This window comes from Streptomyces ortus, from assembly GCF_026341275.1.
GTDB classification, from domain to species: domain Bacteria; phylum Actinomycetota; class Actinomycetes; order Streptomycetales; family Streptomycetaceae; genus Streptomyces; species Streptomyces ortus.
On sequence record NZ_JAIFZO010000002.1, the window covers coordinates 3978285 to 4002876 of the forward strand.

Annotated in this window: 23 protein-coding genes; 12 read left to right on the forward strand and 11 right to left on the reverse strand. The window is 70.2% G+C overall.

The window, feature by feature from the left end; translation table 11 throughout:
• Positions 1-409: 409 nt before the first annotated feature.
• A complete protein-coding gene (locus tag K3769_RS20765; protein WP_003953493.1) occupies positions 410-892 on the reverse strand; it encodes a CarD family transcriptional regulator in 483 nt (160 codons plus the stop codon).
• A gap of 794 nt (positions 893-1686) precedes the next feature.
• Between K3769_RS20765 and K3769_RS20770 the strand changes: the two genes are divergently transcribed.
• A complete protein-coding gene (locus K3769_RS20770; RefSeq protein WP_267027900.1) occupies positions 1687-2382 on the forward strand; it encodes a copper chaperone PCu(A)C domain-containing protein in 696 nt (231 codons plus the stop codon).
• Between the two features lie 144 nt (positions 2383-2526).
• Here K3769_RS20770 and phoP read toward each other — a convergent pair whose 3' ends face one another.
• Positions 2527-3198, reverse strand: a complete 672-nt coding sequence (gene phoP / locus K3769_RS20775) for a two-component system response regulator PhoP (RefSeq protein WP_468666368.1) — start codon at positions 3196-3198, stop codon at positions 2527-2529.
• A 5-nt stretch (positions 3199-3203) separates the two neighbouring features.
• Positions 3204-4481, reverse strand: coding sequence for a two-component system sensor histidine kinase PhoR (gene phoR / locus K3769_RS20780; RefSeq protein ID WP_267027901.1), 1278 nt, complete (start codon positions 4479-4481; stop codon positions 3204-3206).
• A 288-nt stretch (positions 4482-4769) separates the two neighbouring features.
• Here phoR and phoU point away from each other — a divergent pair, with 288 nt between their 5' ends.
• Positions 4770-5447: a phosphate signaling complex protein PhoU gene (phoU, locus tag K3769_RS20785; RefSeq protein ID WP_107015299.1), complete on the forward strand. Its 678-nt coding sequence runs from the start codon at positions 4770-4772 to the stop codon at positions 5445-5447.
• Between the two features lie 187 nt (positions 5448-5634).
• Positions 5635-5787 carry a hypothetical protein gene (locus K3769_RS20790; protein ID WP_188113919.1) on the forward strand — a complete coding sequence of 51 codons (153 nt, stop codon included), beginning with the start codon at positions 5635-5637 and terminating at the stop codon, positions 5785-5787.
• Positions 5788-5911: 124 nt separating this feature from the next.
• On the opposite strand, the gene K3769_RS20795 is transcribed toward K3769_RS20790, so the two are convergent.
• Entirely contained in the window at positions 5912-7936 is a 2025-nt protein-coding gene (locus tag K3769_RS20795) for a cell wall-binding repeat-containing protein (RefSeq protein ID WP_267027902.1), read from the reverse strand.
• Positions 7937-8075: 139 nt separating this feature from the next.
• Here K3769_RS20795 and K3769_RS20800 point away from each other — a divergent pair, with 139 nt between their 5' ends.
• The 4 genes from K3769_RS20800 (at position 8076) to K3769_RS20815 (ending at position 11117) form a co-directional block, all read left to right on the forward strand.
• Entirely contained in the window at positions 8076-8699 is a 624-nt protein-coding gene (locus K3769_RS20800; RefSeq protein WP_267027903.1) for an HAD domain-containing protein, read from the forward strand.
• A 28-nt stretch (positions 8700-8727) separates the two neighbouring features.
• Positions 8728-9261 carry an AAA family ATPase gene (locus tag K3769_RS20805; protein WP_267027904.1) on the forward strand — a complete coding sequence of 178 codons (534 nt, stop codon included), beginning with the start codon at positions 8728-8730 and terminating at the stop codon, positions 9259-9261.
• 482 nt (positions 9262-9743) lie between these two features.
• A complete protein-coding gene (locus tag K3769_RS20810) occupies positions 9744-10817 on the forward strand; it encodes a glycosyltransferase family 2 protein (protein WP_267027905.1) in 1074 nt (357 codons plus the stop codon).
• 114 nt (positions 10818-10931) lie between these two features.
• Complete coding sequence (locus K3769_RS20815; RefSeq protein ID WP_267027906.1) at positions 10932-11117, forward strand: hypothetical protein; 186 nt, start codon at positions 10932-10934, stop codon at positions 11115-11117.
• 131 nt (positions 11118-11248) lie between these two features.
• Here the strand turns inward: K3769_RS20815 and K3769_RS20820 are convergent, their stop codons facing one another.
• Positions 11249-12010, reverse strand: coding sequence for a phosphoglyceromutase (locus K3769_RS20820; RefSeq protein WP_267027907.1), 762 nt, complete (start codon positions 12008-12010; stop codon positions 11249-11251).
• Positions 12011-12325: 315 nt separating this feature from the next.
• Between K3769_RS20820 and K3769_RS20825 the strand changes: the two genes are divergently transcribed.
• The gene (locus K3769_RS20825; protein WP_267031473.1) at positions 12326-13690 is read left to right on the forward strand and encodes an MDR family MFS transporter; all 1365 of its coding nucleotides are present in this window, start codon (positions 12326-12328) and stop codon (positions 13688-13690) included.
• A 33-nt stretch (positions 13691-13723) separates the two neighbouring features.
• Here K3769_RS20825 and K3769_RS20830 read toward each other — a convergent pair whose 3' ends face one another.
• A complete protein-coding gene (locus K3769_RS20830) occupies positions 13724-14200 on the reverse strand; it encodes a DUF2000 domain-containing protein (protein WP_267027908.1) in 477 nt (158 codons plus the stop codon).
• Between the two features lie 58 nt (positions 14201-14258).
• On the opposite strand from K3769_RS20830, the gene K3769_RS20835 reads away from it, so the two are divergent.
• Positions 14259-15068, forward strand: coding sequence for a helix-turn-helix transcriptional regulator (locus K3769_RS20835; RefSeq protein ID WP_267027909.1), 810 nt, complete (start codon positions 14259-14261; stop codon positions 15066-15068).
• On the opposite strand, the gene K3769_RS20840 is transcribed toward K3769_RS20835, so the two are convergent.
• The 3 genes from K3769_RS20840 to mshA form a co-directional block, all read right to left on the reverse strand.
• Positions 15035-16837, reverse strand: coding sequence for a glycosyl hydrolase family 28-related protein (locus K3769_RS20840; protein WP_267027910.1), 1803 nt, complete (start codon positions 16835-16837; stop codon positions 15035-15037). The two genes, K3769_RS20835 and K3769_RS20840, sit on opposite strands and share 34 nt — an antisense overlap.
• A 114-nt stretch (positions 16838-16951) precedes the next feature.
• On the reverse strand, positions 16952-17461 hold the full coding sequence (locus K3769_RS20845; protein ID WP_267027911.1) for a type III secretion system chaperone family protein: 510 nt from the start codon (positions 17459-17461) through the stop codon (positions 16952-16954).
• On the reverse strand, positions 17454-18791 hold the full coding sequence (mshA, locus tag K3769_RS20850) for a D-inositol-3-phosphate glycosyltransferase (protein ID WP_267027912.1): 1338 nt from the start codon (positions 18789-18791) through the stop codon (positions 17454-17456). The genes K3769_RS20845 and mshA overlap by 8 nt, the downstream gene beginning before the upstream one ends.
• 369 nt (positions 18792-19160) lie before the next feature.
• Here mshA and K3769_RS20855 point away from each other — a divergent pair, with 369 nt between their 5' ends.
• The 3 genes from K3769_RS20855 to K3769_RS20865 all read left to right on the forward strand — a co-directional run bounded on the left by K3769_RS20855 (position 19161) and on the right by K3769_RS20865 (position 23279).
• Positions 19161-19970, forward strand: a complete 810-nt coding sequence (locus K3769_RS20855; RefSeq protein ID WP_267027913.1) for a class I SAM-dependent methyltransferase — start codon at positions 19161-19163, stop codon at positions 19968-19970.
• A 218-nt stretch (positions 19971-20188) separates the two neighbouring features.
• Positions 20189-21286 carry a C40 family peptidase gene (locus K3769_RS20860; RefSeq protein WP_267027914.1) on the forward strand — a complete coding sequence of 366 codons (1098 nt, stop codon included), beginning with the start codon at positions 20189-20191 and terminating at the stop codon, positions 21284-21286.
• 445 nt (positions 21287-21731) lie between these two features.
• Positions 21732-23279 (forward strand): PP2C family protein-serine/threonine phosphatase, encoded by a 1548-nt coding sequence (locus K3769_RS20865; RefSeq protein ID WP_267027915.1) that lies wholly within the window; start codon positions 21732-21734, stop codon positions 23277-23279.
• Positions 23280-23471: 192 nt separating this feature from the next.
• Here the strand turns inward: K3769_RS20865 and K3769_RS20870 are convergent, their stop codons facing one another.
• Positions 23472-23813 carry a DUF2516 family protein gene (locus tag K3769_RS20870; protein ID WP_267027916.1) on the reverse strand — a complete coding sequence of 114 codons (342 nt, stop codon included), beginning with the start codon at positions 23811-23813 and terminating at the stop codon, positions 23472-23474.
• 156 nt (positions 23814-23969) lie between these two features.
• Positions 23970-24566, reverse strand: a complete 597-nt coding sequence (locus tag K3769_RS20875) for a hypothetical protein (RefSeq protein WP_267027917.1) — start codon at positions 24564-24566, stop codon at positions 23970-23972.
• Positions 24567-24592: the final 26 nt, after the last annotated feature.

Here is a 24592-nt window from a genome sequence, read left to right on the forward strand (position 1 = left end):
CCCCGGCCGACGGGCTGGGGGAGTGCCGGGCGCGACGCTTTGACCGGACCCTTCCGTGAAGATGGTCGAGCCAGCTGTCCGGGCCCGGCACTCTGAGTATCGGATCCCTGAATTGTCGGGGGCGTCCGAGTGCGGGATGTACACCGTGTGCGTGTGTGATGCGGTCTGCATGATGCGGGTCTGCGTGATGTGTGCGCACGGTTTCCCGGTATGGCCATGACGGGTACGGCCGGCCATGACCGGTACGGACGTGAACGGTATGGACATGCGCCGGGTGCGAAATGCGTCCGGGGCCGAACATGCCGCAGCGCCCGGCGACAGTGAATACGTCATCGGGCACCACGGCATTTCATTGCGCCGAACCGCTCGTTTCACCTCTGGTCAGAAAGCGATCAGAGCGCGACGGGCGTCAGGACGCGAGGACCTCGTCGAGCAGGGCCTCGGCCTTGTCCTCGTTCGTGTTCTCCGCGAGGGCGAGCTCGCTCACCAGGATCTGGCGGGCCTTGGCGAGCATGCGCTTCTCGCCGGCGGAGAGTCCACGCTCGCGCTCACGACGCCACAGGTCACGGACTACCTCCGCCACCTTGATGACATCGCCGGAGGCGAGCTTCTCAAGATTTGCCTTGTAACGACGCGACCAGTTAGTGGGCTCCTCGGCGTACGGCGCGCGCAGTACCTCGAAGACGCGGTCCAGTCCGTCCTGACCGACCACATCACGTACGCCGACGAACTCCGCATTGTCCGCTGGCACACGCACTGTCAGGTCGCCCTGGGCGACCTTCAGCACCAAGTAGGTCTTGTCCACGCCTTTGATCTGACGAGTTTCGATAGCCTCGATCAGCGCGGCCCCGTGATGGGGATAGACCACGGTGTCGCCAACCTTGAACGTCATGTGACAGGTACCCCTTCCGTGGCTATCCAGGGTAACACGGAAACCGCGTGTTCTGAATGGCGTTTTCGCAGGTCAGGGCATATCTCGGGGCTTGACAATCGCAACATGAACGTGCTGCGGAGGGGTCGCCGACGACGGTATTCGCAGGTCGGAGCGGCTCTCCCGGCGAGGAGAAACGCGCACGTTACAACACCCTCGACCCCCGCCCACGTGCCTGATCGTCCAGATTTGTCGGGTTCCGAAGGCCCATCTTCCGCTACTCCGTTCGGTGAACGGAGTCACGTACGAGCCGAATCGGAAATTGATCACTCGGCCCGGGAGATCGATCGAAGACCGGCCGGAGATCATCCGGAGATCGGGATCGGCTCGGTTGGAGATCGGCCGGAGATCGAGGGGAGAACGAGGCGGGAACGACCGGAGTTCAACCGAAGATCGATTTCTCGGACCGCCCTGCATTCCGCACGGGAAATCCGCAAGACCGCACCGGAGACTTACCGGGGGTTCTCCGAGGGTTCTCTCCGAGGGTTCTCTCCGAGGGTTCTTATGTGAAAGACGGACGAGTGCGTGACGGATGAGTCCATGCGGGATGCAACTACAGCGGGTGACGCGTGCGGCGGAAGGCCGGGGAAGTGGCGTACGGGAGCGGTCGCGGGAGCGGTCGGCCGGCCGTAGGGGCGGGTCGGGTGCGGCGGCGCGGGAACGGCTCGGTAACCTGAGGCCGCTGACCGACCCTTAGGGCGGCTTTATCAAGTGAGCCGCTCTGATCCGCCCACGTTCTAGGAGTTGCCGCCGCCGTGAGCAGCAGCCTTCGACGCGGCAGCCTCGCCGCCGCCGCCATCGCGTTCTCGATCGCCTCGCTCGCCGCGTGCGGTGCCGGCAACAAGGCCCAGACGCTGGAGATCAAGCCGGACAACGCCGCCGTCACCGTCGGCGAGATCAAGATCCAGAACGCCGTGGTCATCACCCAGGCCGAGCCGGAGTCGACGGGCCCGTCCGCGGTCTCCGCGACCGTGTTCAACAACGGCGACACCGCCCAGACCCTGGAGTCCGTCAAGGTCGAGGGCGTCGGGCAGGGCGCACAGCTCAAGCCCGCCAAGGGCGCGGGCAAGCTCACCGTCCCGGCCGGCGGCTCGCTGGTCCTCGGCGGCAAGGGCAACGCCTCCGCCGTACTGGAGAACAGCCGCGAGGCGTTCGCGGACGGCGACGCGCACCCGGTCACCTTCGCCTTCAGCAAGACCGGCGACGTGAAGCTGGAAGCGTTCGTCGTGCCCGCGAAGGGCTACTACGCCGAGTGGGGTCCGAGCGCGGCCCCCGCGGCGTCGAGCACCGAGCCGTCCGCCGAGAAGTCGGAGTCCGGTACGGCCACCGGGTCGCCGTCGCCCACCGGGTCCGCCTCGGGTGAGACCGAGGAGACGGGTGAGGCGGGCGCCCGGTCCACCGACGCCGCCTCGGCCAGCGCCGACGCCGCGGAGTCGGCCGCGGGCCACTGAGCGGCGTACAGCCACCGTTCTCCCGTACGGGCAGGTCTCGTGCGGACGCGACGCATGACGAAGGGCGGGTCCCCTGTCGCAGGGGACCCGCCCTTCGCAGTACCTACTGTCGTGCTCCCGTGGCCTCGGGCTGTCGTGTGCGGTTTACGGCTCGAACTTGTAGCCGAGGCCGCGGACCGTCACGAGGTAGCGGGGCGCGCCGGGGTCCGGCTCGATCTTCGCCCGCAGGCGCTTCACGTGGACGTCCAGCGTCTTGGTGTCGCCCACGTAGTCGGCGCCCCAGACCCGGTCGATGAGCTGCATACGCGTCAGGACGCGGCCCGCGTTGCGCAGCAGCATCTCCAGGAGGTCGAACTCCTTGAGCGGGAGGTCGACCTTGGAGCCGGAGACGGTGACCACGTGGCGGTCGACGTCCATGCGGACCGGGCCGGCCTCCAGTGCGGCCACGCTGACCTCCTCCGGCTCGCCGCGGCGGCGCAGGACGGCCCGGATGCGGGCGACCAGCTCACGCGACGAGAAGGGCTTGGTCACATAGTCGTCGGCTCCTATTTCGAGCCCCACGACCTTGTCGATCTCACTGTCCTTGGCGGTGACCATGATCACCGGAACGTTCGAACGGCTGCGCAGCTGACGGCACACCTCGGTGCCCGGCAGGCCGGGCAGCATCAGGTCGAGGAGGACGAGGTCGGCGCCATTGCGCTCGAACTCGTCGAGTCCGTCGGGCCCGGTGGCCGCGATGGCGACCTCGAAACCCTCTTTGCGGAGCATGTAGGACAGGGCGTCGCTGAAGGACTCCTCGTCCTCGACGACGAGCACTCGGGTCACGGGTGGACCTCCGGGGCAGAAAAGGGTTCGTACGGGGATGAGACGGTGGTCGTCCCGTCGGTCTGACCGGCCTCGTCGCCTTCGTCGAGGCCGGGTGTCCGGTCGCCGCTCGCGCGGTCGCGGGCGGCGACCGCCTCCGGCAGCCGCAGGGTGAAGGTGGAGCCCTGACCCTCGGAGCTCCACACCGTGACCTCCCCGCTGTGCGAGGCTGCCACGTGTTTGACGATCGCGAGCCCGAGTCCCGTACCGCCGGTTGCGCGGGAACGGGCCGGGTCGACGCGGTAGAAGCGCTCGAAGACGCGCTCCTTGTCCTTCTCGGAGATGCCGATGCCCTGGTCGGTCACGGCGATCTCGATGAGGTCTCCGCCGGGCGCGGTCACCCTGCGCGCGGCTATGCCGACCCGGGTGCGGGCGGGCGAGTAGTTGACGGCGTTCTCCACGAGGTTGCCGAGCGCGGCCGCCAGCTGGCCGCGGTTGCCCCACAGGCGCAGGTCGGCGGTGCCGCCGGCGGCCATGGTGATCTGCTTGGTGCCGGCCTGGTGGCGGCAGCGGTCGATCGCCTCGGCGACCAGTTCGTCGACGCGGACCGGTTCCGCGTCCTCCAGCGGGTCGTCGTTCTGGACCCGGGAGAGGTCGATGAGCTCCTGGACGAGGTTGGTGAGGCGGGTCGCCTCTATCTGCATGCGTCCCGCGAAGCGCTCCACGGCCTCCGGATCCTCCGAGGCGCCCATGACGGCCTCGGAGAGCAGGGAGAGCGCGCCGACCGGGGTCTTGAGCTCATGGCTGACATTGGCCACGAAGTCGCGTCGTACGGCTTCGATCCGGCGGGCCTCGGTGAGGTCCTCGACCAGGAGCAGTACGAGCCGGGAGCCGAGCGGCGCCACCCGGGCGGACACGGCGAGTGCCTCGCCGCGGCCGGTGCCGCGCCGGGGCAGGTCCAGCTCGACCTGGCGTATCTCGCCGTCCCTGCGGGTGTCGCGGGCCATCAGGATCATCGGCTCGACGGCCAGTTTCCCGCCGCGCACGAGCCCGAGGGCGTACGCGGCGGAGCTGGCCTTGACCACGGCGTCGGACTCGTCCAGGACGACGGCGGAGGAGCGGAGCACGGACAGAACGGTGTCGACGCCCGGTGGCAGGACGGGGTCGGTGTGCAGAGAGGTACGGGTGGGGCGTTTCTGTTCCCGCTCGCTCCAGCGGAACGCCAGCACGGCGATGACACCGGTGAGTACACCGGCGATCGCTGCCACTGCGGCGACCGCCGCGTTCACGTCCATGGCTCCAGGTTAGGCACGCTGTACGCCCCGGTCACAGTCGTCCGAGGGTGGACTCGAACACTCGTCGCCCAGAGTTCACCCTGGAGACCCTGCTGGTTCACTTCGTACGACCGGCCCGCGCACCCTTCCCACCTGCGGGAAGAGGTGGCGTCGCCCAGAATTCACCTGGGTGCCGGTGATGGTTCATTTGAGGGGACGTAAACCGACGCGTTCAGGCCGGAGCGTGGGACCGTGGGGTTCACGAGCCCCAGTGAACCTCCGAAGCAGACGTAGGAAAGGGACATCCAGATGCGGGACGCGTACCACGAGGAACTTGACTCGATCGGCGAGGGCCTGGTCGAGATGGCCCGCCTCGTCGGCTCGGCCATCGGTCGCGCCACCACGGCGATCCTCGACTCCGATCTGAAGCTGGCGGAGAGCGTGATCGCGGCAGACCAGAAGGTCGACGATCTCCAGCACGACCTTGAGGCACGGGCGATAACCCTGCTGGCCCGGCAGCAGCCCGTGGCCACGGACCTGCGGATCGTCGTCACCTCGCTCCGTATGTCGGCCGACCTGGAGCGCTCCGGCGACCTCGCCCAGCATGTGGCGAAGCTGGCGCGGCTGCGTTTTCCGGACCGTGCCATTCCGCAGGACCTGCACGCCACGATCCTGGAGATGGGCCAGCTCGCGCAGCGGCTGATGGCGAAGGCGGCCGAGGTCATCATCACGAAGGACGTCGACCTCGCCCTTCAGCTGGAGCAGGACGACGACGCGATGGACCTCCTGCACCGCACGCTCTTCCAGCACCTCCTGGACGACCGCTGGAAGCACGGCATCGAGACCGCGGTGGACGTGACGCTGCTGGGCCGCTACTACGAGCGCTTCGCGGACCACGCGGTGTCGGTGGCGAACCGCGTGGTGTACCTGGTGACGGGCGAGCACGCCGACGAGTTGCAGACGGCTCCGCAGGTCGAGGGCGCGTAAGCCGGGTACGGGCGGGGGCGGGCCTGGAGCGGGCCGGGAACGGGAGCCCGATGCCGTGGGGCCGGGATCCGGCCACCAGGGGGCGCATCGGGTGCGGGCGGGAGCCCGAAAGCCTCCGTGCGCCGTTGATGCGCCCGGCCCCGGGGGAATGCAATGGGAGTAGGCACAAGCCTTCGAGGAGGGACCCATGGCCGATTCCCCCACCACACCCGACCCGACCCAGGAACGCGAGACGCAGCAGCCCGTCGAGATCAAGAGCCTGCCGCTGTTCGGCGCCTGCGGCTGCGGCTCGGGCTGCGGATGCGGGTGCCAGTCCGGCAATCCCTGTCAGTGCGGCTGACGCGCCTGGGGCGTGAGGTGGTGTGGCCCGGCGTTACGTTGCCTGGCCGTGAACGCGGAAGGGCCCCGCTTCAGGTGCGGGGCCCTTCCGTTCGTTCACCGGTTCACGCGCCGGCGGTCGGCGGCTACCGGTTGGTGGTGCGCACCGCGTCCAGGTTCGGCTGCGGGGCCGCGGTACCGGTCGCCCGCTGCGCGGTGTCGCTCGCGACGCCGGGGGCTGCCGAGCGCGCGGTCGCCTGCGCCGGGGCGAGGCCGTTGTAGTACGGCCGGTACTCCACCAGCGAGCTGCCCGCGCTGATGGCGGAACCCGCCGCGGTCAGCTCGGCCGCGGAGACCGACCCGGTTCCGCCGAAGGCGATGACGGAGTTGACGCCGGCCGCCTGCTGACGCAGGTAGGTGGCGCTGGTCTCCGACAGGGTCGTCTCGTCGGTCCACAGGACGGGGCCGTAGTTGAGCATGCCGGTGCTCGCGGAGACCCCGCCGCGCCAGCTGTCCGTCCAGGCCAGGCCCACCTGGAACGGGGAGCTCCACCAGAACCGCGCCAGCTCAGCGGACGTACCGTCGTGGCCGCTGCCGCTGATCGGGTAGTACGAGAAGGTGTCGGGCCAGTTGGAGAAGGCCGTGTGCGTGAGCGCGTACTTCGCCGAGGTGCCGACCGGGATGACCAGGGTCTGGTCGGGGTCGATCGAGTTGAGGTACGACTTCACCGACGACGACAGCGTGTTGCCCTCGTTGAGGACGACCGTGCCCCGGCCGCCCGTGCCGAGGGCTCCGGCCGCGGCGGAGGCCGCGATCGCCGAGTGGTAGTCGGTGCCGGTGGCGATGAACACATACTCCGGGGAACTGGTGACCGCCTTCGCGACCGCCACGGACGTGGAGTAGCGCGAGGTGCCGGACAGCCGCTTCGGGGTGAAGCCGAGCGAGCTGACCTTGGTCGCCACCGCGCTGGACAGGATGTCCGTGTTGCCCACCAGGTAGACGGTGGCGCCGGGCTTCAGCGAGCGCTTCAGCTCGGTCTGCACGGCGGTCGACACCGAGGTCTTCGACGTCATCAGCAGGGGGCCCTGCTTCTGGGCGGCGAGGGTCTGCCCGGTCAGGGCGTAGGACGGGCTGTCCTTGCTGATGAGGACGGCGGTCTTCGCGTCGATCAGGCCGGGCTCGCTCTGACCGGTGGTGTTCCAGGTCCAGCGGGACGCGGCGATGTTCGTACCGTACGAGTCGGCGCCCCAGACGCGGCCCACGCTCTGGCTGCGCAGCGGCTGCCAGGCGGGGTCGAGGGCCGACGACGTACCCGGCGGCAGCGCCACCGTCGTGACGTCGCCGGTGGCGACGTCGACGATGCGCGGGATGGCCACGTCCTCGTCGGTGCCGTTGGTGACGACGATCCGGGTGCCGGTGGGCGACCACGCCGGGGCGTACGCGGCGTCGGTGAAGGTGAGCTGGCGCTCCCCCGTGCCGTCGGTGTTGACGACGAAGAGCCGGCTCTGGCCGTCGGCCTCGCGTACGAAGGCGACCTGGGTGCCGTCGGGCGAGATCGCGGGGTTGGTGCCGGAGTCGGCCAGCTTCGTGAAGCCGCCGGTGGTGTCCTCCCAGAGCCAGATGGCCGAGCCGGTCGGCGAACCGCAGGTGTCGCCGGTGCGGACGAAGGCGACCAGGCCGTTGACGGACGCGCTGGGCTGACGGTCGCAGCCGTCCTCCGTGGTGGAGAACAGCGGCTGGGCGTAGCGGGAGCCGTCCGAGGACGCGTACCGGAGGCGACCGCCGCCGGAGTAAACGACCGTGTTGCCCGACCGCAGGAACGTCGGGTGGCCGACGCTGGTCATCGAGCCCTGCTCCTGGATCTTGACCAGGGTGGAGCCGGTGTAGCGGCGGGTCTCGACCCGGTTGTCCTTCACGTACGCGACCCGGCTGCCGTCGGGCGACCAGGCAGGCTGGCGCGCGTCGGCGAGGAAGTCGGTGTACGTGCTGCTGCCGGGGTCCTGCGTCTGCATGACGTTACGGGCGCCGTTGACGAACGTCAGCTTGCCGTCGGCGGCCGGCCAGGTGACGGGTTCCGCGGCGACCGCGCCGGGCGTGGCGGTCGCCATGCCGGCGGCCACGGCCACGACGGTGCCGAGTGCCGCGAGCACGCGGCGTCTGTGAATCTTCATGTGCCCCCACAAGAATGATGACGTGACAGAAGTGGCGAAATGGGCTGTCGTTCGCCTCCCCGACGCGGAACGGCAACATCACGTTCCTTTACGACAGCTGGGTCACTGTAGCGGCACACATGATCAGAAAGGAACAGTTTTGAACGAACGTTGCGCGGACGGGCGTCCAGTCCTCTTCCTCGACGTGGACGGACCACTCATCCCGTTCGGCGGGCCGACCGAACGAGGGCCTGAGGGACAGCTCGACCGACTGCCCGACGGGCTTCCCGGGCGACTGCCCGGACGCCCTGCTTCTCCTGGTTCCCCGACTTTCCCGGCTTCCCCGGCTTCCCCGGCTTCGGGAAACCCGTTGCTCGGGCGGCTCGATCCCACCGTCGGGCGGCGTCTGCTGGCGCTGGGATGCGACCTGGTGTGGGCTTCGACGTGGCTGGACGACGCGAATGAGGTGGTCGCGCCCCGGATCGGGTTGCCGGTCCTGCCCGTGGTGAGGTGGCCTGATGCGTCCACGTCCATGTCCACATCCACGGTCGCCGAGGAGGGTCCGCGCGGGCTGCACTGGAAGACGCCGCACATCGTCGAGTGGGCCGGGAGCCGCCCGTTCATCTGGGTCGACGACGAGATCGGCGACATGGACCGGTTCTGGGTCGACGCGCAGCACCCGGGGCCGTCGTTGCTCCACCGTGTCGACCCGGGCCGGGGGTTGGGAGACGCCGATTTCGTCGCGCTCGCCGGCTGGCTCGGTGCTGCCGTGCCGAGGGCATGACCGGTCGGCCCGCCGGTAGCGTGAGGCCATGATCGTATGGCTCAACGGCACCCATGGGGCGGGCAAGACGACGACCAGCGCGCTTGTGCAGCAACTGATCCCGGATTCACGGGTGTTCGACGCCGAGAAGGTCGGCGAGACGCTCATGGACATCACGCCGGGGCTGCCCGGACCCGGGTCGGACAACTTCCAGCACTGGCCGCCATGGCGACCGCTCGTCGTGGAGACCGCCCGCCGCGTACTCGACTACACGGGCGGCACCCTGGTGATGCCGATGACCGTCCTGGTGGAGCAGTACTGGCGCGAGATCAGCGCGGGCCTCGCTCAACATGGCATTCCGGTAAGGCACTTCGTGCTGCACGCCGACCAGGACACGCTCCGGGGCCGCATCGCGGGCGACACCGTCCTCGGCCCCGACTCCCCGTTCCGTCTCCACTACCTGGAGCCCTACGCGGAGGCGGCCCGCACATGGCTGCACGCCGAGGCCGAGGTCGTGGACACGACGCACCTCACGCCCGCGGAGGCGGCGGCGCGGATCGCGGAGGCTGTCAGCTGTCCGTAAGAAGACGTGCCCGTCCGCCCCTCCCGCGGGGGCGCGCAGGGGGATCGCACTCCCCGCCCTCACCACCCGATCCCCTCCTCGCTCCATCACCCCCCTCCAAGCTTCCCCACGCCTCTCCGTCACTCTTCCGGGACCGTGACCGGCGTCGCGACAATGGCTCCTCGCGCCGCCACTCACCGCAGTGGTTGCCGAGTCTGTCCCGGGCCGGGGGGAACGGCGCCGGGCAGTCACCGGACAAGAGGGCGGCCTGACGGCCGTCGGGGAGTATGGCGGCAGCCAGGCCGCCGGGGGGCAACAAAATCATGTCCGATCACATGGCCACGGCTGCTGGACGCCCGGTCACGGCGGTGAAAGACCCGTCAAGTCCGTTAGCGGAACACAATGAGGGAAGCCGTCACGGGGGCGGCCCAGGTCACAGCAGGGGCAGACGTACGCAAGGCGCGCACCGGCGACGTCTGGTCACCCAGGGAGCGGCTCCGCTGATGGAGACCGCCGTGATCCTTCCCGCCCGCAACGAGGAGGCCGGCGTGCTGTTGGCGCTGGAATCGCTCGCGGCGCAGAGCGCACCACCCGACCTGATCGTCATCGTGGTCAACAACTCCTCGGACCGGACGGAGGAGTTCGCGCACCGGTTCGCCGACCGCCCAGGTGTGCCGCACACGGTGGTCTTCAACCTGCCGGACAACCCGCACAAGAAGGCCGGCGCCCTCAACCACGGCATCCACTGGCTGCACAGCGCAGTCGGCGGACTCGCGGCCACCGCGAAATATCTGCTGATCATGGACGCCGACACCAGCCTGCACCCGAAGTTCCTGGAACGGGCGCGCAACGTGATGGCGTCCGACCGAAGGCTGGGCGGACTCAGCGCCACCTGCCACGGCCGCACCGGACTGTGGAAGAACCTCTGGCAGCGCTACCTGCTGGGGATGCAGATCATGGAGTACGGGCGCTACGCGCGCGGGCGCTACCGGTTCGGCATCCACAGCATGTCGGGCGCCGGCTCCTTCTACCGCACCGAGGCACTGCTGAGCATCCTGCGCTGGCGCGGCGAGGTGTTCTGGGAGGACCACGCCAACCTCGTGGAGGACTACGAGACGACGCTCGCGCTGAAGGAAGTGGGCTGGAAGGTCACGGCCAACCAGAACTGCATCGCCTACACCGACCTCATGCCCACCCTGCGTGAGCTGATCGGTCAGCGCGAGCGCTGGGGGCGCGGCACGGTCGACACTCTGCGGCGCCGCGGCTGGACCAGGCACACGTGGTTCTCCATCACCAGCATGGTGCTGGGTTTCGTCGGCTTCCTCTACACATTGGGGTGGCTGGCCGTCTGGACCGGCGTGATCGCGAACACGGGCTTCGTCCTGGACCCCGTCTGGCTGTGCCTGGTCGCCTTCTGGATCGTGTACGCCGCCTTCCGCACCCGGCACCTCGGCTGGAAGGGCGTCCTGGTCGATGTGCTGATGCTGCCCGGACTGGTCTTCTCCACGGTGCGCGCGTACTGGTTCATCTCCTCGGTCGTGAAGTCGTACGCCACCCGTGTCTCCACCTGGAAATGACCGAGACGCAGCCCCAGCAGCACGCCCTAACGCCCTAACGCAGGCACTCATCACTCGATCTCTCAGACCCACCTGATCCGACGCGGCCGACAGGCCGCCGAGAGGAAAACGATCGTGAACTACCTCAGCGGTACCGGAACCGGCCTTGTCACCGGAGGAGCCTCCCTCGCGGCCACCGGCACCTCCTCCACCGCCAGCCTGATCATCGCCGCCAGCGTGGCACTGGTCCTGGGCGGCCTGACGACCTACGCCGCGGCAGTCCACCGCCGCCGCCGCGACGCCGACGCGGCAGGCCACTGACCCAGAAACCACCTACCATCGCCAGGCTCTGGGGCCGCAAGATCACACGAACTGAGGTCCCAGAGGTCCCATGGCATGAACATGCCCCTGAGCCGCGCCGTATGCGCAGCTCAGGGGCATGATCGCGGAACCTACTTCTTCTTGCCTTGGTTCTTGACCGCCTCGATCGCCGCCGTGGCTGCCGCCGGGTCCAGGTACGTGCCGCCCGGGGTCAGCGGCTTGAAGGATGCGTCCAGTTCGTATGCGAGCGGGATGCCCGTCGGGATGTTCAGGCCCGCGATGTCCTCGTCCGAGACGCCGTCGAGGTGCTTGACCAGGGCGCGGAGCGAGTTGCCGTGGGCGGCGACCAGGACCGTGCGGCCCGCCAGGAGGTCCGGGACGATGCCGTCATACCAGTACGGCAGCATGCGGACGACGACGTCCTTCAGGCACTCCGTGCGCGGGCGCAGCTCCGGCGGGATCGTCGCGTAGCGCGGGTCGTCCGACTGGGAGAACTCCGTGCCGTCCTCAAGCGGGGGCGGCGGCGTGTCGTACGAGCGGCGCCACAGCATGAACTGCTCCTCGCCGAACTCCGCGAGGGTCTGCGCCTTGTCCTTGCCCTGCAGCGCGCCGTAGTGGCGCTCGTTCAGGCGCCAGCTGCGGTGGACCGGGATCCAGTGGCGGTCCGCCGATTCGAGGGAGAGCTGCGCCGTGCGGATGGCGCGCTTCTGGAGCGAGGTGTGCAGCACGTCGGGGAGCAGGCCGGCGTCTTTCAGCAGCTCACCGCCGCGGACTGCCTCCTTCTCGCCCTTCTCCGTCAGGTTGACGTCCACCCAGCCGGTGAACAGGTTCTTCGCGTTCCATTCGCTCTCGCCGTGGCGGAGGAGGATCAGCTTGTACGGTGCGTCGGCCATGGCCCCGAGCGTAATCGAAGCCCCCGATCGACCGCTCGCCCGCCCGGAACCCGGACACCCCTGGGCCGCCTCCCCCGCCCGCATCCGCGACACTTGACGACTTCTGTTAATTGAGTGGCCGCCGACCGTCCCGTCCTCGTAATTTGTGCTCACCGCATGCACCACTTACATGCGCCACGCACACGCACCACCTACATGCGCCATCTGTACGCCTTACGCCTTACCTGCATGCGCTACCTGCGTGCGCCACCCGCGTGCGTCACCTACATGAGCCGCGCTCGCGTCAAGAGCGCTCAGCAGACCTGGGAGTCCCCGATGCCGTTCACGTCCCTGAGCGTGAGACGTGTCGCCCGCGAGACCCTCTCCGGGCTCCCCCGTGAGTTCTGGTGGCTGTGGACCAGCACGCTCGTCAACCGGCTCGGTGCCTTCGTCGCCACCTTCATGGCCCTGTACCTCACGCTCGACCGCGGCTACTCCGCCTCGTACGCCGGACTCGTCGCCTCGCTCCACGGGCTCGGCGGAGTGATCTCCTCGCTCGGCGCCGGCGTGATGACGGACCGGCTCGGGCGGCGGCCCACACTCCTCATCGCCCAGTCGTCCACGGCCGTCTCCGTCGCGCTGCTCGGCTTCGTGCGCGACCCGGTGTCCATCGCGGCCGTCGCCTTCCTCGTCGGCATGGCCAGCAACGCCTCCCGGCCCGCCGTGCAGGCGATGATGGGCGACATCGTCAAGCCCGAGGACCGGGTGCGGGCCTTCTCGCTCAACTACTGGGCCATCAACCTGGGCTTCGCCGTCTCGTCCGCCGCGGCCGGGTTCATCGCCGAGGCCAGTTACCTCGCCGGCTTCCTCGTCGAGGCCGGGATGACGATGGCCTGCGCGGTCGTCGTCTTCGTGAAACTGCCCGAGTCGCGGCCCGCGCCGACCGCCAAGACGGCCGACGAGCCCGAAGTCGGCCTGGGGACGGTCCTGCGCGACGGGCGTTTCATGAGCGTCGTCGGGCTGTCCTTCCTCGTCGCGCTCATCTTCCAGCAGGGGTTCGTGGGCCTGCCGGTGGCGATGGGCCAGGCCGGCTTCACCCCCGCCGACTACGGCCTGGTGATCGCGGTCAACGGCGTCCTCATCGTCGTACTCCAGCTCCCCGTCACCCGTTTCATCCAGTACCGGGACCCGAAGCGACTCCTCGTGGTGTCGTCACTCCTCGCCGGGTACGGGTTCGGGCTCACCGCCTTCGCGGGCTCGATCGGCGTCTTCGCGCTCACCATCTGCGTGTGGACCGTCGCCGAGATCGTCAACGCGCCCACCCAGACCGGCCTCGTCGTCCGTCTCTCCCCCACCCACGGCCGCGGCCGGTACCAGGGCATGTACACGATGTCCTGGTCCGTCGCCGCCCTCGTCGCGCCCCTGCTGGCCGGTGTGGTCATCGACCGCTTCGGGGCGGCCTGGCTGTGGGGCACGTGCGCGGCCGTCGGCACGGTGGCCGGGCTGGGGTACGGGCTGCTCATGCGCAAGCTCCCGGACGAGGAGCCCACCGCCGGGCCCATCACCGATTCCGTCACCGATCCCACCGGGCTCACCGCCGAACCACCCCGGCCCCAGACCCCGTCCCAGACCCCGTCCCAGTCCCAGCCCCAGCCCCAGCCCCACTCCCAGCCTGAAAAGCCCGAGGTCAGAGCCGGTTAGTACCCGGCAGCGGGCCGCGACACCCCGTACGCCTCAGTGGTGCATCCGTGCCCCCTTCACCACCTTGTCCACCGCGTTGCGCGGGCCGTACACCGCGAGGCCCACCAGGTCGAGGTCCGCGGTCGGTACGGCCCGGACAGCCGCCCGGTTGTCGCGGTCGTTGCCCGTGGTGAACAGGTCCGCGGTGAACAGCGCACGGGGCAGGGCGCGGGACAGGGCCTTGCCGTGGGCCGCCTTCAGCGTCTCCTTCGTACCCTCGAAGACCAGCACCGGCTGGCGGAACATCGGCAGGTAACCGACGCCGTCGGCGTCCTCGTACGGCTCTCCGACCACCTCGGGGACCGCCGGTCCCAAGCCGCTGACCAGGAACGCGGTCACGTTCAGCCGCTGCCACGGCTCCAGGTCCTCGCGCAGCAGGACAGCGATCTTGGTGTCGAAACGGACGGGTGCCGGGGCGACGGCCGGGGCGTTCTCAAGGGTTTCGTTGCTCGTGCTGCTCGTGCTGCTCATGCTGCTCATGCTTCGAGACTGCCGAGCCGCGTACGTTCCCGTCTTGTACGTTGTTTGCATGGTGGTCCGGCGTGAGGTCTCCGCCTGGCGCCCCAGCGTGCCGGGTGTCGTGGAGGTCTTCCACGCCCACTTCACGGAGTACGCGTATCCGATGCACGTGCACGACGCGTGGACCCTGCTGCTCGTCGACGCGGGCGCGGTGCGCTACGACCTCGACCGGCACGAGCACGGCACCCCGGACGGCACGGTCTCGCTGCTCCCGCCGCACGTGCCGCACAACGGTTCGCCGATCACCGAGGACGGCTTCCGCAAACGTGTCCTGTACCTGGACCTCAGCCGCCTCGACGAGACGTACATCGGACCGGCCGTCGACACCCCCGACTTCCTCGATCCCGTGCTGCGGCGGCGGGTCGGGCAGCTGCACACCGCCCTGGCCCACCCCGGGGACGAGCTGGAGGCGGAGAGCAGGCTGACCCTGATCGGCGAGCGGCTGCGCGGCCATCTGCGGCCCGCGCTCGTCAAGGACGGCCGGGACGCCGACCACCCGCTCGCACACCGGCTCCGCGAACTGCTCGACGAACGACTCCTCCAGGGCGTCACCCTCCAGGAGGCCGCCGGGCTCGTGCACGCGCACCCCGCCCATCTGGTGCGGGCGTTCAGCGGCGCGTACGGGATACCGCCGCACCAGTACCTGATGTCACGCCGGGTGGAACGGGCCCGCCGGCTGCTGCTGGCGGGCGGCGCACCGGGCGAGGTGGCCGCCGAGACCGGCTTCTACGACCAGTCGCATCTCAGCCGCCACTTCAAACGCCTGGTCGGAGTGGCGCCGGGCCGCTACCGCGACAGCTCGGGTCCAAGGTCGCGCTGAGCGTCGTACAGGTTCCGGGGGCGTACGGCGTCCGTGGTCCCGTACAGCTCCAGGCGGGAGTGCGGCGGCCCGGTGAAGTCGGGTACGTCGGTCTGGTCGAACTCCGTCACCTCGTTGATGCCGACCGTGGCGCTGTACGGGGCCAGGCCGTCGATCCGGATCAGCCCGGCGCGGCCGTTGGTGACCCGGATGTTCCAGTGGGTGAAGCGGGCGCCGAAGAGCGGACCCGCGCTCGCGTCCCCGCCGTGGCGGCCGTTGTTGACGACCGTGATGTCGGTACGGACGTTCGCGAAGGGCATCCCGCGATGCGAGTCGAAGGTACCCATGCGCATGTCACCGCGCGACCAGACGTTGTACGAGGACAGCCCCTCCACGTTGATGCCGTGGAGCTGGGTGTTCGCGGGGGCGGGTGTGGTGCGTTCCTCGATGGTGAAGCGGTCGACGAGGTTGTCGTGCGACCCCTCACGGCAGAAGTACGGGTGGTGCGAACCGCGCCCCGCGACCCGGGTGTTCCGCAGGGTGCAGGCGGAGGCGGCGACCAGCCCGAAGCCGTTGTCCATGTGCCGTACGACGATGTCGTCGGCCCAGCAGTCGTACGCGCACTGGAAGGTGACGCCGTTGTAGCCCTTGTCCAGGAGATGCGGGGACTGCGGGGTCTCGACGGCCTCCAGGGTGAGGCCCTCCACCCCGGATCCCGTCAGCGCCTCCACATGGGTGGTAAGACGCGGGTCCCACTCCGGGCGTACGTCGAGCGGAAGGGGCCGCTCCAGGGTGATGTGCCGGCCCCGCACGCGCGCGACGCGTACCGGCCACTCGTACGGGACGTAGCTGGTCAATTTTGTCTTGTCGTCCCAGACGTACGCCTCCGGGCCCGCGCCGTCGCCCGCCATGTGTTCCAGGAGAGTGTGGGCGGGGTCGTCCGCGAGGCGTAGAAGGACGAGGTCTCCGGGGGCGAGCCGGTCCGGGTCCGTGACGGTCACCGTCCAGGAGCCGCGGCGGGCCGGTTGGACCGTGGTGAGCGTCCGCCACTCGTCCCGTTCGTTGCCGGTCCAGCCCTCGAAAGGCCACTCTTCGGTACGGATGGCGTCCGTCAGGGTGGTGAAGCGGTCCGTGGGGCACAGCCAGATGAGTCCGCCCGCCCAGGACCAGGACGACTTGTCTCCGCCGTAACGCGACCCGTAGACACCGATCACCTCGGTGAGACTGCGGGTCGCGCGGAGTTTCGTACGGGTGCTGCCGGCGCCGCGCAGGACGACGTTCGAGCGTCCGATGTGGATCAGGCCGTCGAGGCGGTAGGTGCCGGGCGGGATGAGTACCGTGCCACCGCCGGCCCTTCCGGCAGCGGCGATGGCACGGTTGATCGCGGGTGCGGAGTCGGCCGAGCCGTCCGCCGTGGCGCCGTACGCGCGGACGTCGGCCACGGCGGCGGCGCCGGGGCTGCGGGGGAAGCGCGCCGCCCCGGCGCGTTGGCCGGCCCGGCCGATGTACGGGATCTGCGGGTGCGTGCAGGGGGTGCGGGCGAGCTCCCGCCAGAGTGCGGGCACCTGCGGGCGGGAGGTCGCGGCGGATGCGGGTGTGCCGCCGGTCGCGAGGCCCGCCACCACCGCTGTCGCACTGCCGAGCAGGGCCCGTCTCGTAAGGGTCCGTCTTGTGAGGGCCCGGCTCGTGCGTGCCCGGCTCGTGAGGGTCCGGCTCGTGCGTGCCCGGTGGGTGTTCTCCGCGCCACGGTCGCTCATGCCCGAACCGCCTTCCAGGGATGGGGATTCCATGGATGTGAACAATGTTCATAGGTGCGTTGGCGGTGAGCATGACACGGTGTCCGCACGGCGGGAAAGAGCCGTGCGGCGGTTGATTGGTATGGACTACCCCTACGGACTACCCACTCAGTCGGTCGGACGCTGTGTCAGGTGGCTGAACGCGTCCAGATTGCGCGTGGACTCGCCGCGTGACACCCGCCAGGCGTACTCCTTGCGGATCGCGGAGGCGAAACCGAGCTCCAGGAGGGTGTTGAAACTGCCGTCGGCGGCCTCCAGGACCGAACCGAGCAGCCGGTCGACCTCGTCGGCGGTGACCGCGCCGAGCGGCAGCTTGCCCGCCACGTAGATGTCACCGAGCGGGTCGACGGCGTACCCCACGCCGTAGAGCTTGAGGTTGCGCTCCAGGAGCCAGCGGTGCACGGCGCCCTCGTTCTCGTCCGGGTGCCGGACGACGAAGGCGTTCAGCGAGAGGGAGTGCCTGCCGACGATCAGCGAGACGGTCGTAGACAGCTTCCGGGTGCCTGGGAGTTTCACCACGAAGTGACCGGACTCCGGGCTCTCCCACTCCAGTTCGGCGTCCTTGAGGAACTCCTCGACAGTCCCCGCCGCCCGCTCCGCAGCCATCGTGTCAGCCATGGTGGGAGCGTACGTGACGGCGGTGTTCGTGCATGGCTGCCGTGTAGACGTCGGCCGTGGCCGCCGCCGCCGTGTCCCAGCCGAACGACTGGGCGTGCCAGGCGGCTGCCGCGCCCATCCGGTCGGGGAGCGCACGGTTGTCGGCGAAATCGCGCAGCACGCGCGCGTAGTCGACGGGATTGTGCCCGGACACCAGAAAGCCCGTCTCCTTGTGGCGGACCGCGACCGGCAGACCGCCCACCGCGGCGGCGAGCACCGGAGTACCGGCCGCCTGTGCCTCTATGGCGACGAGGCCGAACGACTCGCTGTAGGAGGGCATCACCAGGACGGACGCGGCCCGGAACCAGTCCGCGAGCTGCTCTTGGCCGACCGGCGGCCGGAAGCACACCACGTCGGCGATGCCCAGCCGGGCGGCGAGTTTCTGCAGTCCCTCGGGCTTGGCGAGGCCGCTGCCGCTCGGGCCGCCCACCACCGGGACGACGATGTTCGAGCGCAGCTCGGGGCGCTCCTCCAGGAGGACGGCGACCGCGCGCAGCAGCACGTCGGGCGCCTTCAGGGGCTGGATGCGGCCCGCGAAGAGCGGTATGAGGGCGTCCTGCGGGAGGCCGAGCCGCGCGCGGGCGGCGGCTCGTCCGTCGGCCGGGCGGAAGCGGTCGAGGTTCACGCCCGGGTGGACGACCGCGACCTTGTTCCGCTCGGCCTCGTAGTGGCGTATCAGCTCGTCGGCCTCTTCCGAGGTGTTGGCGATGAGCCGGTCGGCGGCGCGGACGATCTGGGTCTCGCCGATGACACGGGCGGCGGGCTCGGGGGTGTCGTCCTCGGCCAGGGCGGCGTTCTTGACCTTCGCCATGGTGTGCATCGCGTGCACGAGGGGGGCGCCCCAGCGCTCGGCGGCCAGCCAGCCGACCTGCCCGGAGAGCCAGTAGTGCGAGTGGACGAGGTCGTAGTACCCGGGGCGGTGGCCGGCCCAGGCCTGCATCACCCCGTGCGTGAACGCGCACAGCTGGGCGGGCAGGTCCTCCTTGGCGAGGCCTTCGTAGGGGCCGGCGTCGACGTGCCGGACCAGGACGCCGGGCGCGAGTTCCACCTTGGGCGGCAGGGCCCCGGTGGTGGCGCGCGTGAAGATCTCGACCTCGATGTTGATCGCGGCGAGGCGCTGGGCCAGCTCCACGATGTAGACGTTCATGCCGCCCGCGTCGCCCGTGCCCGGCTGGTGCAGTGGTGAGGTGTGCACGGAGAGCATCGCCACGCGGCGTGGCCTGCGGTGCAGGCGAAGCCTGGTCGAGGCCGCCGGCGAGCGGCGCCCGAGCCTGCTCACGTACTGGCTCACGTGGCGTTCCTCCTTCGTACGGACGTGCTGCGGGCATGCCGGTGGCGGGCGTAGAACGCCCTTCAAGTCCTGAACATCGGAAACCTCCGCGCCATTTCCTCTTTACCGAATCATTGCCGTTGGTCGCTCAACCGTTCGACCCTGAATCGCGTTCCGGGCCGGCGCTTTTCAGCGCGTCGGGCGGCTTGCGCTTTCGACCTGTCCGGCGGGCTGTGCTCTTCAGGCCTGTCGGGCGGCTTGCGCTGTTCGGCCCGTCCGGCGTTCGAGGACGAGGCCGTTCAGGCCGACAGCGGGGGCCCGGGGGCGGCAGCCCCGGACGTCCACACCGACCCGGAGTCCGCACCGCCCGCACCGCCTACCCTTGACCCCATGAACGCCCGCGCAGCGAAACCCGTGGGGACGGTGACGCGCGGGACCACCAACCCGAACCGCCTCCGCCGCATGGACCGCTGGATCGCGGCCACCCACGGCGCCGCACTGCGCCGCGCCGACGACCCCGTGGCGGTCGACCTCGGGTACGGCGCGGCCCCCTGGACCGCGGTCGAGCTGCTCCAGCGCCTGCGTACCGCCGCTCCACGCGCGCGCGTGGTGGGCGTCGAGATCGATCCGGCCCGGGTCGCCGCCGCGAAGCCGTACGAACGCGACGGCCTCCGTTTCCGGCACGGCGGCTTCGAGATCCCGCTGCCCGTACGGCCGACACTGATCCGCGCGGCGAACGTCCTGCGGCAGTACGAGGAGGCCGAGGTCGCCGCGGTGTGGGCCCGGCTGTGCGCGCGCCTGGCCCCGGCTGACGCGGGCTCGCGCGGCGGGCTCCTCGTCGAGGGCACGTGCGACGAGATCGGCCGCCGGCACGTGTGGATCGCGCTCGGCCCCGAGGGCCCCCGGACCGCCACGTTCGCCACCCGCCTCGGCTCCCTGGACCGCCCGTCCGACCTGGCCGAACGCCTCCCCAAGGCCCTCATCCACCACAACGTCCCGGGCGAGCCGGTGCACGCCTTCCTGCGCGACTTCGACCGCGCCTGGGCATCGGCCGCGCCGTACGCCTCGTACGGCGCCCGGCAGCGCTGGATCCGGGCGGTCCGCGATCTGACGGCCGACTGGCCGGTCGTGGACGGGGTGACGCGGTGGCGGCAGGGGGAAGTGACCGTGCGGTGGGAGGCGTTGGCGCCGGGCGCGTAGGACGCGACGGGGATGCGACGGGAACGATCTCGGTGAGTCGTTCGTCACATTGGCGGGGAACGCGAGGGAGATCACCACCGACCGGGCAGTGAGGGGGAGGGAAGGGGCGGAAGGGAAGCGGGAGTTGTTACCCGCCTCTGTCGTATTCCGCGCCGACATGGCACGATCCCCGGGGCGTTCCTAAGTTACTGACGGTAAATCAGTTTGGGGGTCGGTTCATGGGGACCGGTGTGCGGAGCGTGACCACTACGGCCATGGCCCTGGCCTGTGCGGCAGTCATACTGGCCGCGCCGGGGGTGGCCTACGCGGCCCCGACGCCGACACCCAGCCCGGCACCGACCCGGACGCCCGTCCCGACCCCGAGTCCAACACCCGTGAGCACCGCGGACCTTGAAGCGGTCCGCGTGAAGCTTGAAGGGCTGTACCACGACGCGGCGGTCGCCACGGACGCGTACAACCTCGCCGAGGAGCGGACCGAGAAGCAGTCCACGCAGATCGTCGGGCTCGCCCGCGAGATCGTCGAGGGCAAGGCCAGGCTGGTCGAGCTGAAGAAGCGGGTGGGCGCCGCCGCCCGCGCCCAGTACCGCGTCGGCGGACTGCCCGACCAGGCCCAGCTGATGCTCAGCGACGACCCGGAAGCCTTCCTCGACGGCGCGGGCCGGATCCGCCAGGGGGCACAAGCCACCAAGGGTCTGCTCGCCGAAATGCGGCGCACGCAGGAGGACTTGGAGCAGTACGCGCGCGACGCGGCGGCCCAGTGGACGAAGCTCGAGGCCAACCGCGAGGCGAAGGCCAAGGCCAAGAAGAAAATCAAGAAGCAGATCGCCGCCGCCGAGAAGCTCGAGTCCCAGCTGGAGAAGAGCGAGAAGGAGCGGCTGGCGAAGCTGGAGCAGCAGGCCGCGTACAAGGCGCAGACGACCTGGCTGGACTCCGGCATCCTCGACGAGATCAACGGAAAGGCCTCGGCCCAGGGCAAGAAGGCCGTGGAGTACGCGACGGCACAGATCGGCAAGCCGTACGAGTGGGGCGCCGAGGGGCCGAAGACGTTCGACTGCTCCGGGCTCACCTCACAGGCGTGGGCCGCCGCAGGACAGGGCATCCCGCGTACCTCGCAGGAGCAGTGGAAGCAGCTCGACCGCGTCGCCGTCGAGGCCATGCGCCCCGGCGACCTCATCATCTACAACGCCGACGCCAGTCATGTCGCGATGTACATCGGCGACGGCGCGATGGTCCACGCGCCGCGCCCCGGTCGTACGGTGACGATCGCGGGGGCGGGCTCGATGCCGATACTCGGCGTGGTCCGGCCGGGCAAGTGAGGTTCGCGCGGGGCGCGCGTCCTGCCTGACGCGCCCCCCGTCCGGCCCCCGACTCCGACTGCTCCCACCACCACCGCAATCGCCGTCGCCGCGCCGTCGCCGCAATCCCCGTCGCCCAGCCGTCGCCGCGCCATCGCCGCGGCGAACTACCGCAGCGACCTGCCACAGGGTCTTGCCGAGTGACTTGCTGAGTGACTTGCCGCACGTGACACGCGGCACGTTCGAGGCCGGCGCTAAACCGGTGGGGCGTGATGTACGTCATCCCGTACAAGCGCACATCCTGCCCAATTGCGGTACAGGATGCGGCATATGACGGCGGCCGTTTTCCCCGCGCGCGGGCTGCCACCATTCCTATGTGACGGCGCCTGACGCTATGGTCCCCGTCGGTGGATCGAGATCCCTCGACCCGCCATGCCCTCGGGGGGAGGGAAAGGAACCCAAGACGATGCCCGTACCCGTACCGCGGCAGAGAGCGATCCCCGCCGTGGAAGGTGGACAGGCTCACGCCGCGTCTCCATCCGGCGGACCGGCACAGGCCGCGCCCGCGTCCGGCGCCCTGTCCGGCCAGGAGCCGTCCTCGACGAGGCACGGCACCTCCGGCGACGCCTCCCACGGCGACCACGGCGCCACCGCCGACAGCGGTGCCGCCGTACAACGTGCTGATGCCGCACACAGCGGTGGTGCCGTGCACAGCGGTGATGTCCCATCCGGCGGTAGCGGTGGCGGTGGTGTCAACGGCACCGCTCCGCTGACGCTGCTCGTGATCGAGGACGATCCGGCCGGCGCGCTGACCCTGCCCGAACTGCGGGACGCCGCCGGCAGGCAGATCCGGGTCCGTACCGCCCGCAACCTCACCGAGGCCGAGCGGCTGCTCACCGACGACGTCCAGTGCGTCCTGCTCGACCTCGCGCTGCGGACACCCGCCCCCGCGATCACGTCCGAGGGGACGGCGGCCGAGCCGGAACCGGACGACGAGCTGGCCACGCTCAGGCACGTGCTGCGGCTCGCGCCCCGGCACGCCGTCCTGGCGCTCACGCCGGCCGAGGACACCGAGCGCGGCGCGGAAGCCGTACGCGTCGGCGCTCAGGACTATCTCTTCCGCGACGAGCTGGACAGCCGGCTGCTGAGCCGCGCGGTCCGCTACGCGGTGGAGCGCAAACGTTCCGACCGGGCCGAGCGACGGCTGACCGAGTCCAAGCTGCGCGCGCAGGAGAACGCACGCCTTGAGCGCGGGCTGCTGCCCACACCGCTTCTGGAGGGCTCCTCGCTGCGGTTCGCCGCGCGCTACCGGCCCGGCCGCTCGCGCGCGCTGCTCGGCGGCGACTTCTACGACACGGTCCGCACCCCCGACGGCACCGTCCACGCCATGATCGGCGACGTCTGCGGTCATGGCCCCGACGAGGCCGCGCTCGGCGTGGAGCTGCGGATCGCCTGGCGCGCGCTGACCCTGGCGGGCCTGTGCGGCGACCGGCTGCTGTCGACGCTCCAGCAGGTCCTGGAGCACGAGCGCGACAACGACGAGATCTTCGCGACGCTCTGCACGGTGGACATCGCACCGGACGGCCGCCGCGCGGGCCTGTGCCTGGCGGGCCATCCCGCCCCACTGATCTCGCGCCCGGCCCGCTCAAGGGCCCTGGTGGGCGCGGACGGGGCCGGCGACGCGGGAGTGCCTCCCGTCGCCGAGCTGCTGCCGTACGAGAACGGCGGCCCGGCGCTCGGTCTGCTGCCGAACGCCCGGTGGCCGCGCCAGCAGGTGGAGCTGGGCGGCGAGTGGAGTCTGATGCTCTACACGGACGGCCTGATAGAGGGCCGTACCGGCGAGGGCAAGGAGCGGCTCGGCCAGGACGGGATGGTGGACATGGTCCGCCGCCAGCTGGCACAGGGCCTGCGGGGCGAGGAACTGCTGAGGGCCGCCGTGAACGAGGTGCGGGACCTGAACGGCGGCGAGCTGACGGACGACGTGGCCGTCCTGCTGCTGGACCGGGTGGCGTAACCGCCGTCCCGCAGCCGCTTCCGCTTCAGGCAGCAGGCAGCAGGCAGCAGGCAGGCAGGCAGGCAGTGCAGCCGATCGGCCGACGGGGCTCTTGAAAAGTGCGGCGCCGTGGGCGCGCCCACCACCCAGTTCTCCGCACTCCCAACGACAAAAGGTCGGGGCGCGGCCCCTGCCCGGCCCCGGCCTCGCCGCTCAGCGACCGCCGTTGTACGGCCCGTACGGACCGTCGCTGCTGCTGCCGCCCCGGCGGCCACCCCGGCCGCCGCCCGAGACCTGCTGGAGAGCGGGCCGGACGTCCACGAAGAAGACGATCGTGGCGACGAGGAACGCGATCTGCAGGAAGAGCATCGGCACCAGCAGGTTCACGGCCACCGCGAGGCCGAGAAGGATCAGCCAGAACATCTTGGTCTGCTTGTTCGCGGCGCGGTAGGCGTCCTCGCGGGCCAGTCCGGCCATGACCAGCGCCACCACCGCGAGCACCAGCATGGCGGTGTAGAGCAGCCACATGAGGCCACCGAATGCCGTCAGGAGCACGTTGCCCACCACCCGTGTCGATTACGTCGTCTCTACGCGGTCACCGTACCCGCAGAACGGGCCGGGAACTCCGATCGTGCCCGGAGTACCCGACCCGTACTCGTTGCGTGCGCGACCCGTTCGCGAGGCGTGCCCGTCGCGTACGCGGTCGGCGTCCTACTTCGCGGGCGGCGTCGGCTTCTTGGCCGTGGCGGTGGTCTTGCGGGCGGCCGGGGCCTTCTTCGCCGGAGCCTTCTTGGCCGGGGCGGGCGCGGTCGTGGCCTCGGCGGGCGTCGCGATCGTGCCCTCGGCCGGCTCGGGGTTCGGCTCGACGGCGATGGCCAGCTCCTCGATCTCCTCGGCCGCCTCGCCGCGCCAGGTCTTCACGGTCTGCTCGCCGTGCTCGGCGACCTTCTCGTACGTCTCGCGGGCCTTCACCGCGTACTCGGCGGCGACGCCGACACCACGCAGGGCGAAGTCCTGAGCCGTCTCACCGATCTTCTTCAGGTCGGTGTCCAGCGTGCTGATGAAGCCGTTCACCTTGGTCTGAAGGGTCTCCTGCGCCTCCTTGGCGCGGGCGCTGGCCTTCTCCTGAACGGCGTTCGGGTCGATGCCCCGGACGGCGTCGATACGGGCCGGCGCCTCGGCGCGCAGCTGCTCGACGAGCCCCGGCACCTTCTTGGCCTGCTGGATGGCCAGATCGGCCGTACCGGCGGCGAAGTAGAGGGGGGTCGGGTCGCTGAGGGTCTTGCGCAGGTCGTCGGTGATGGCCATGGTGACGGTCCTCCCGGAATCACTAT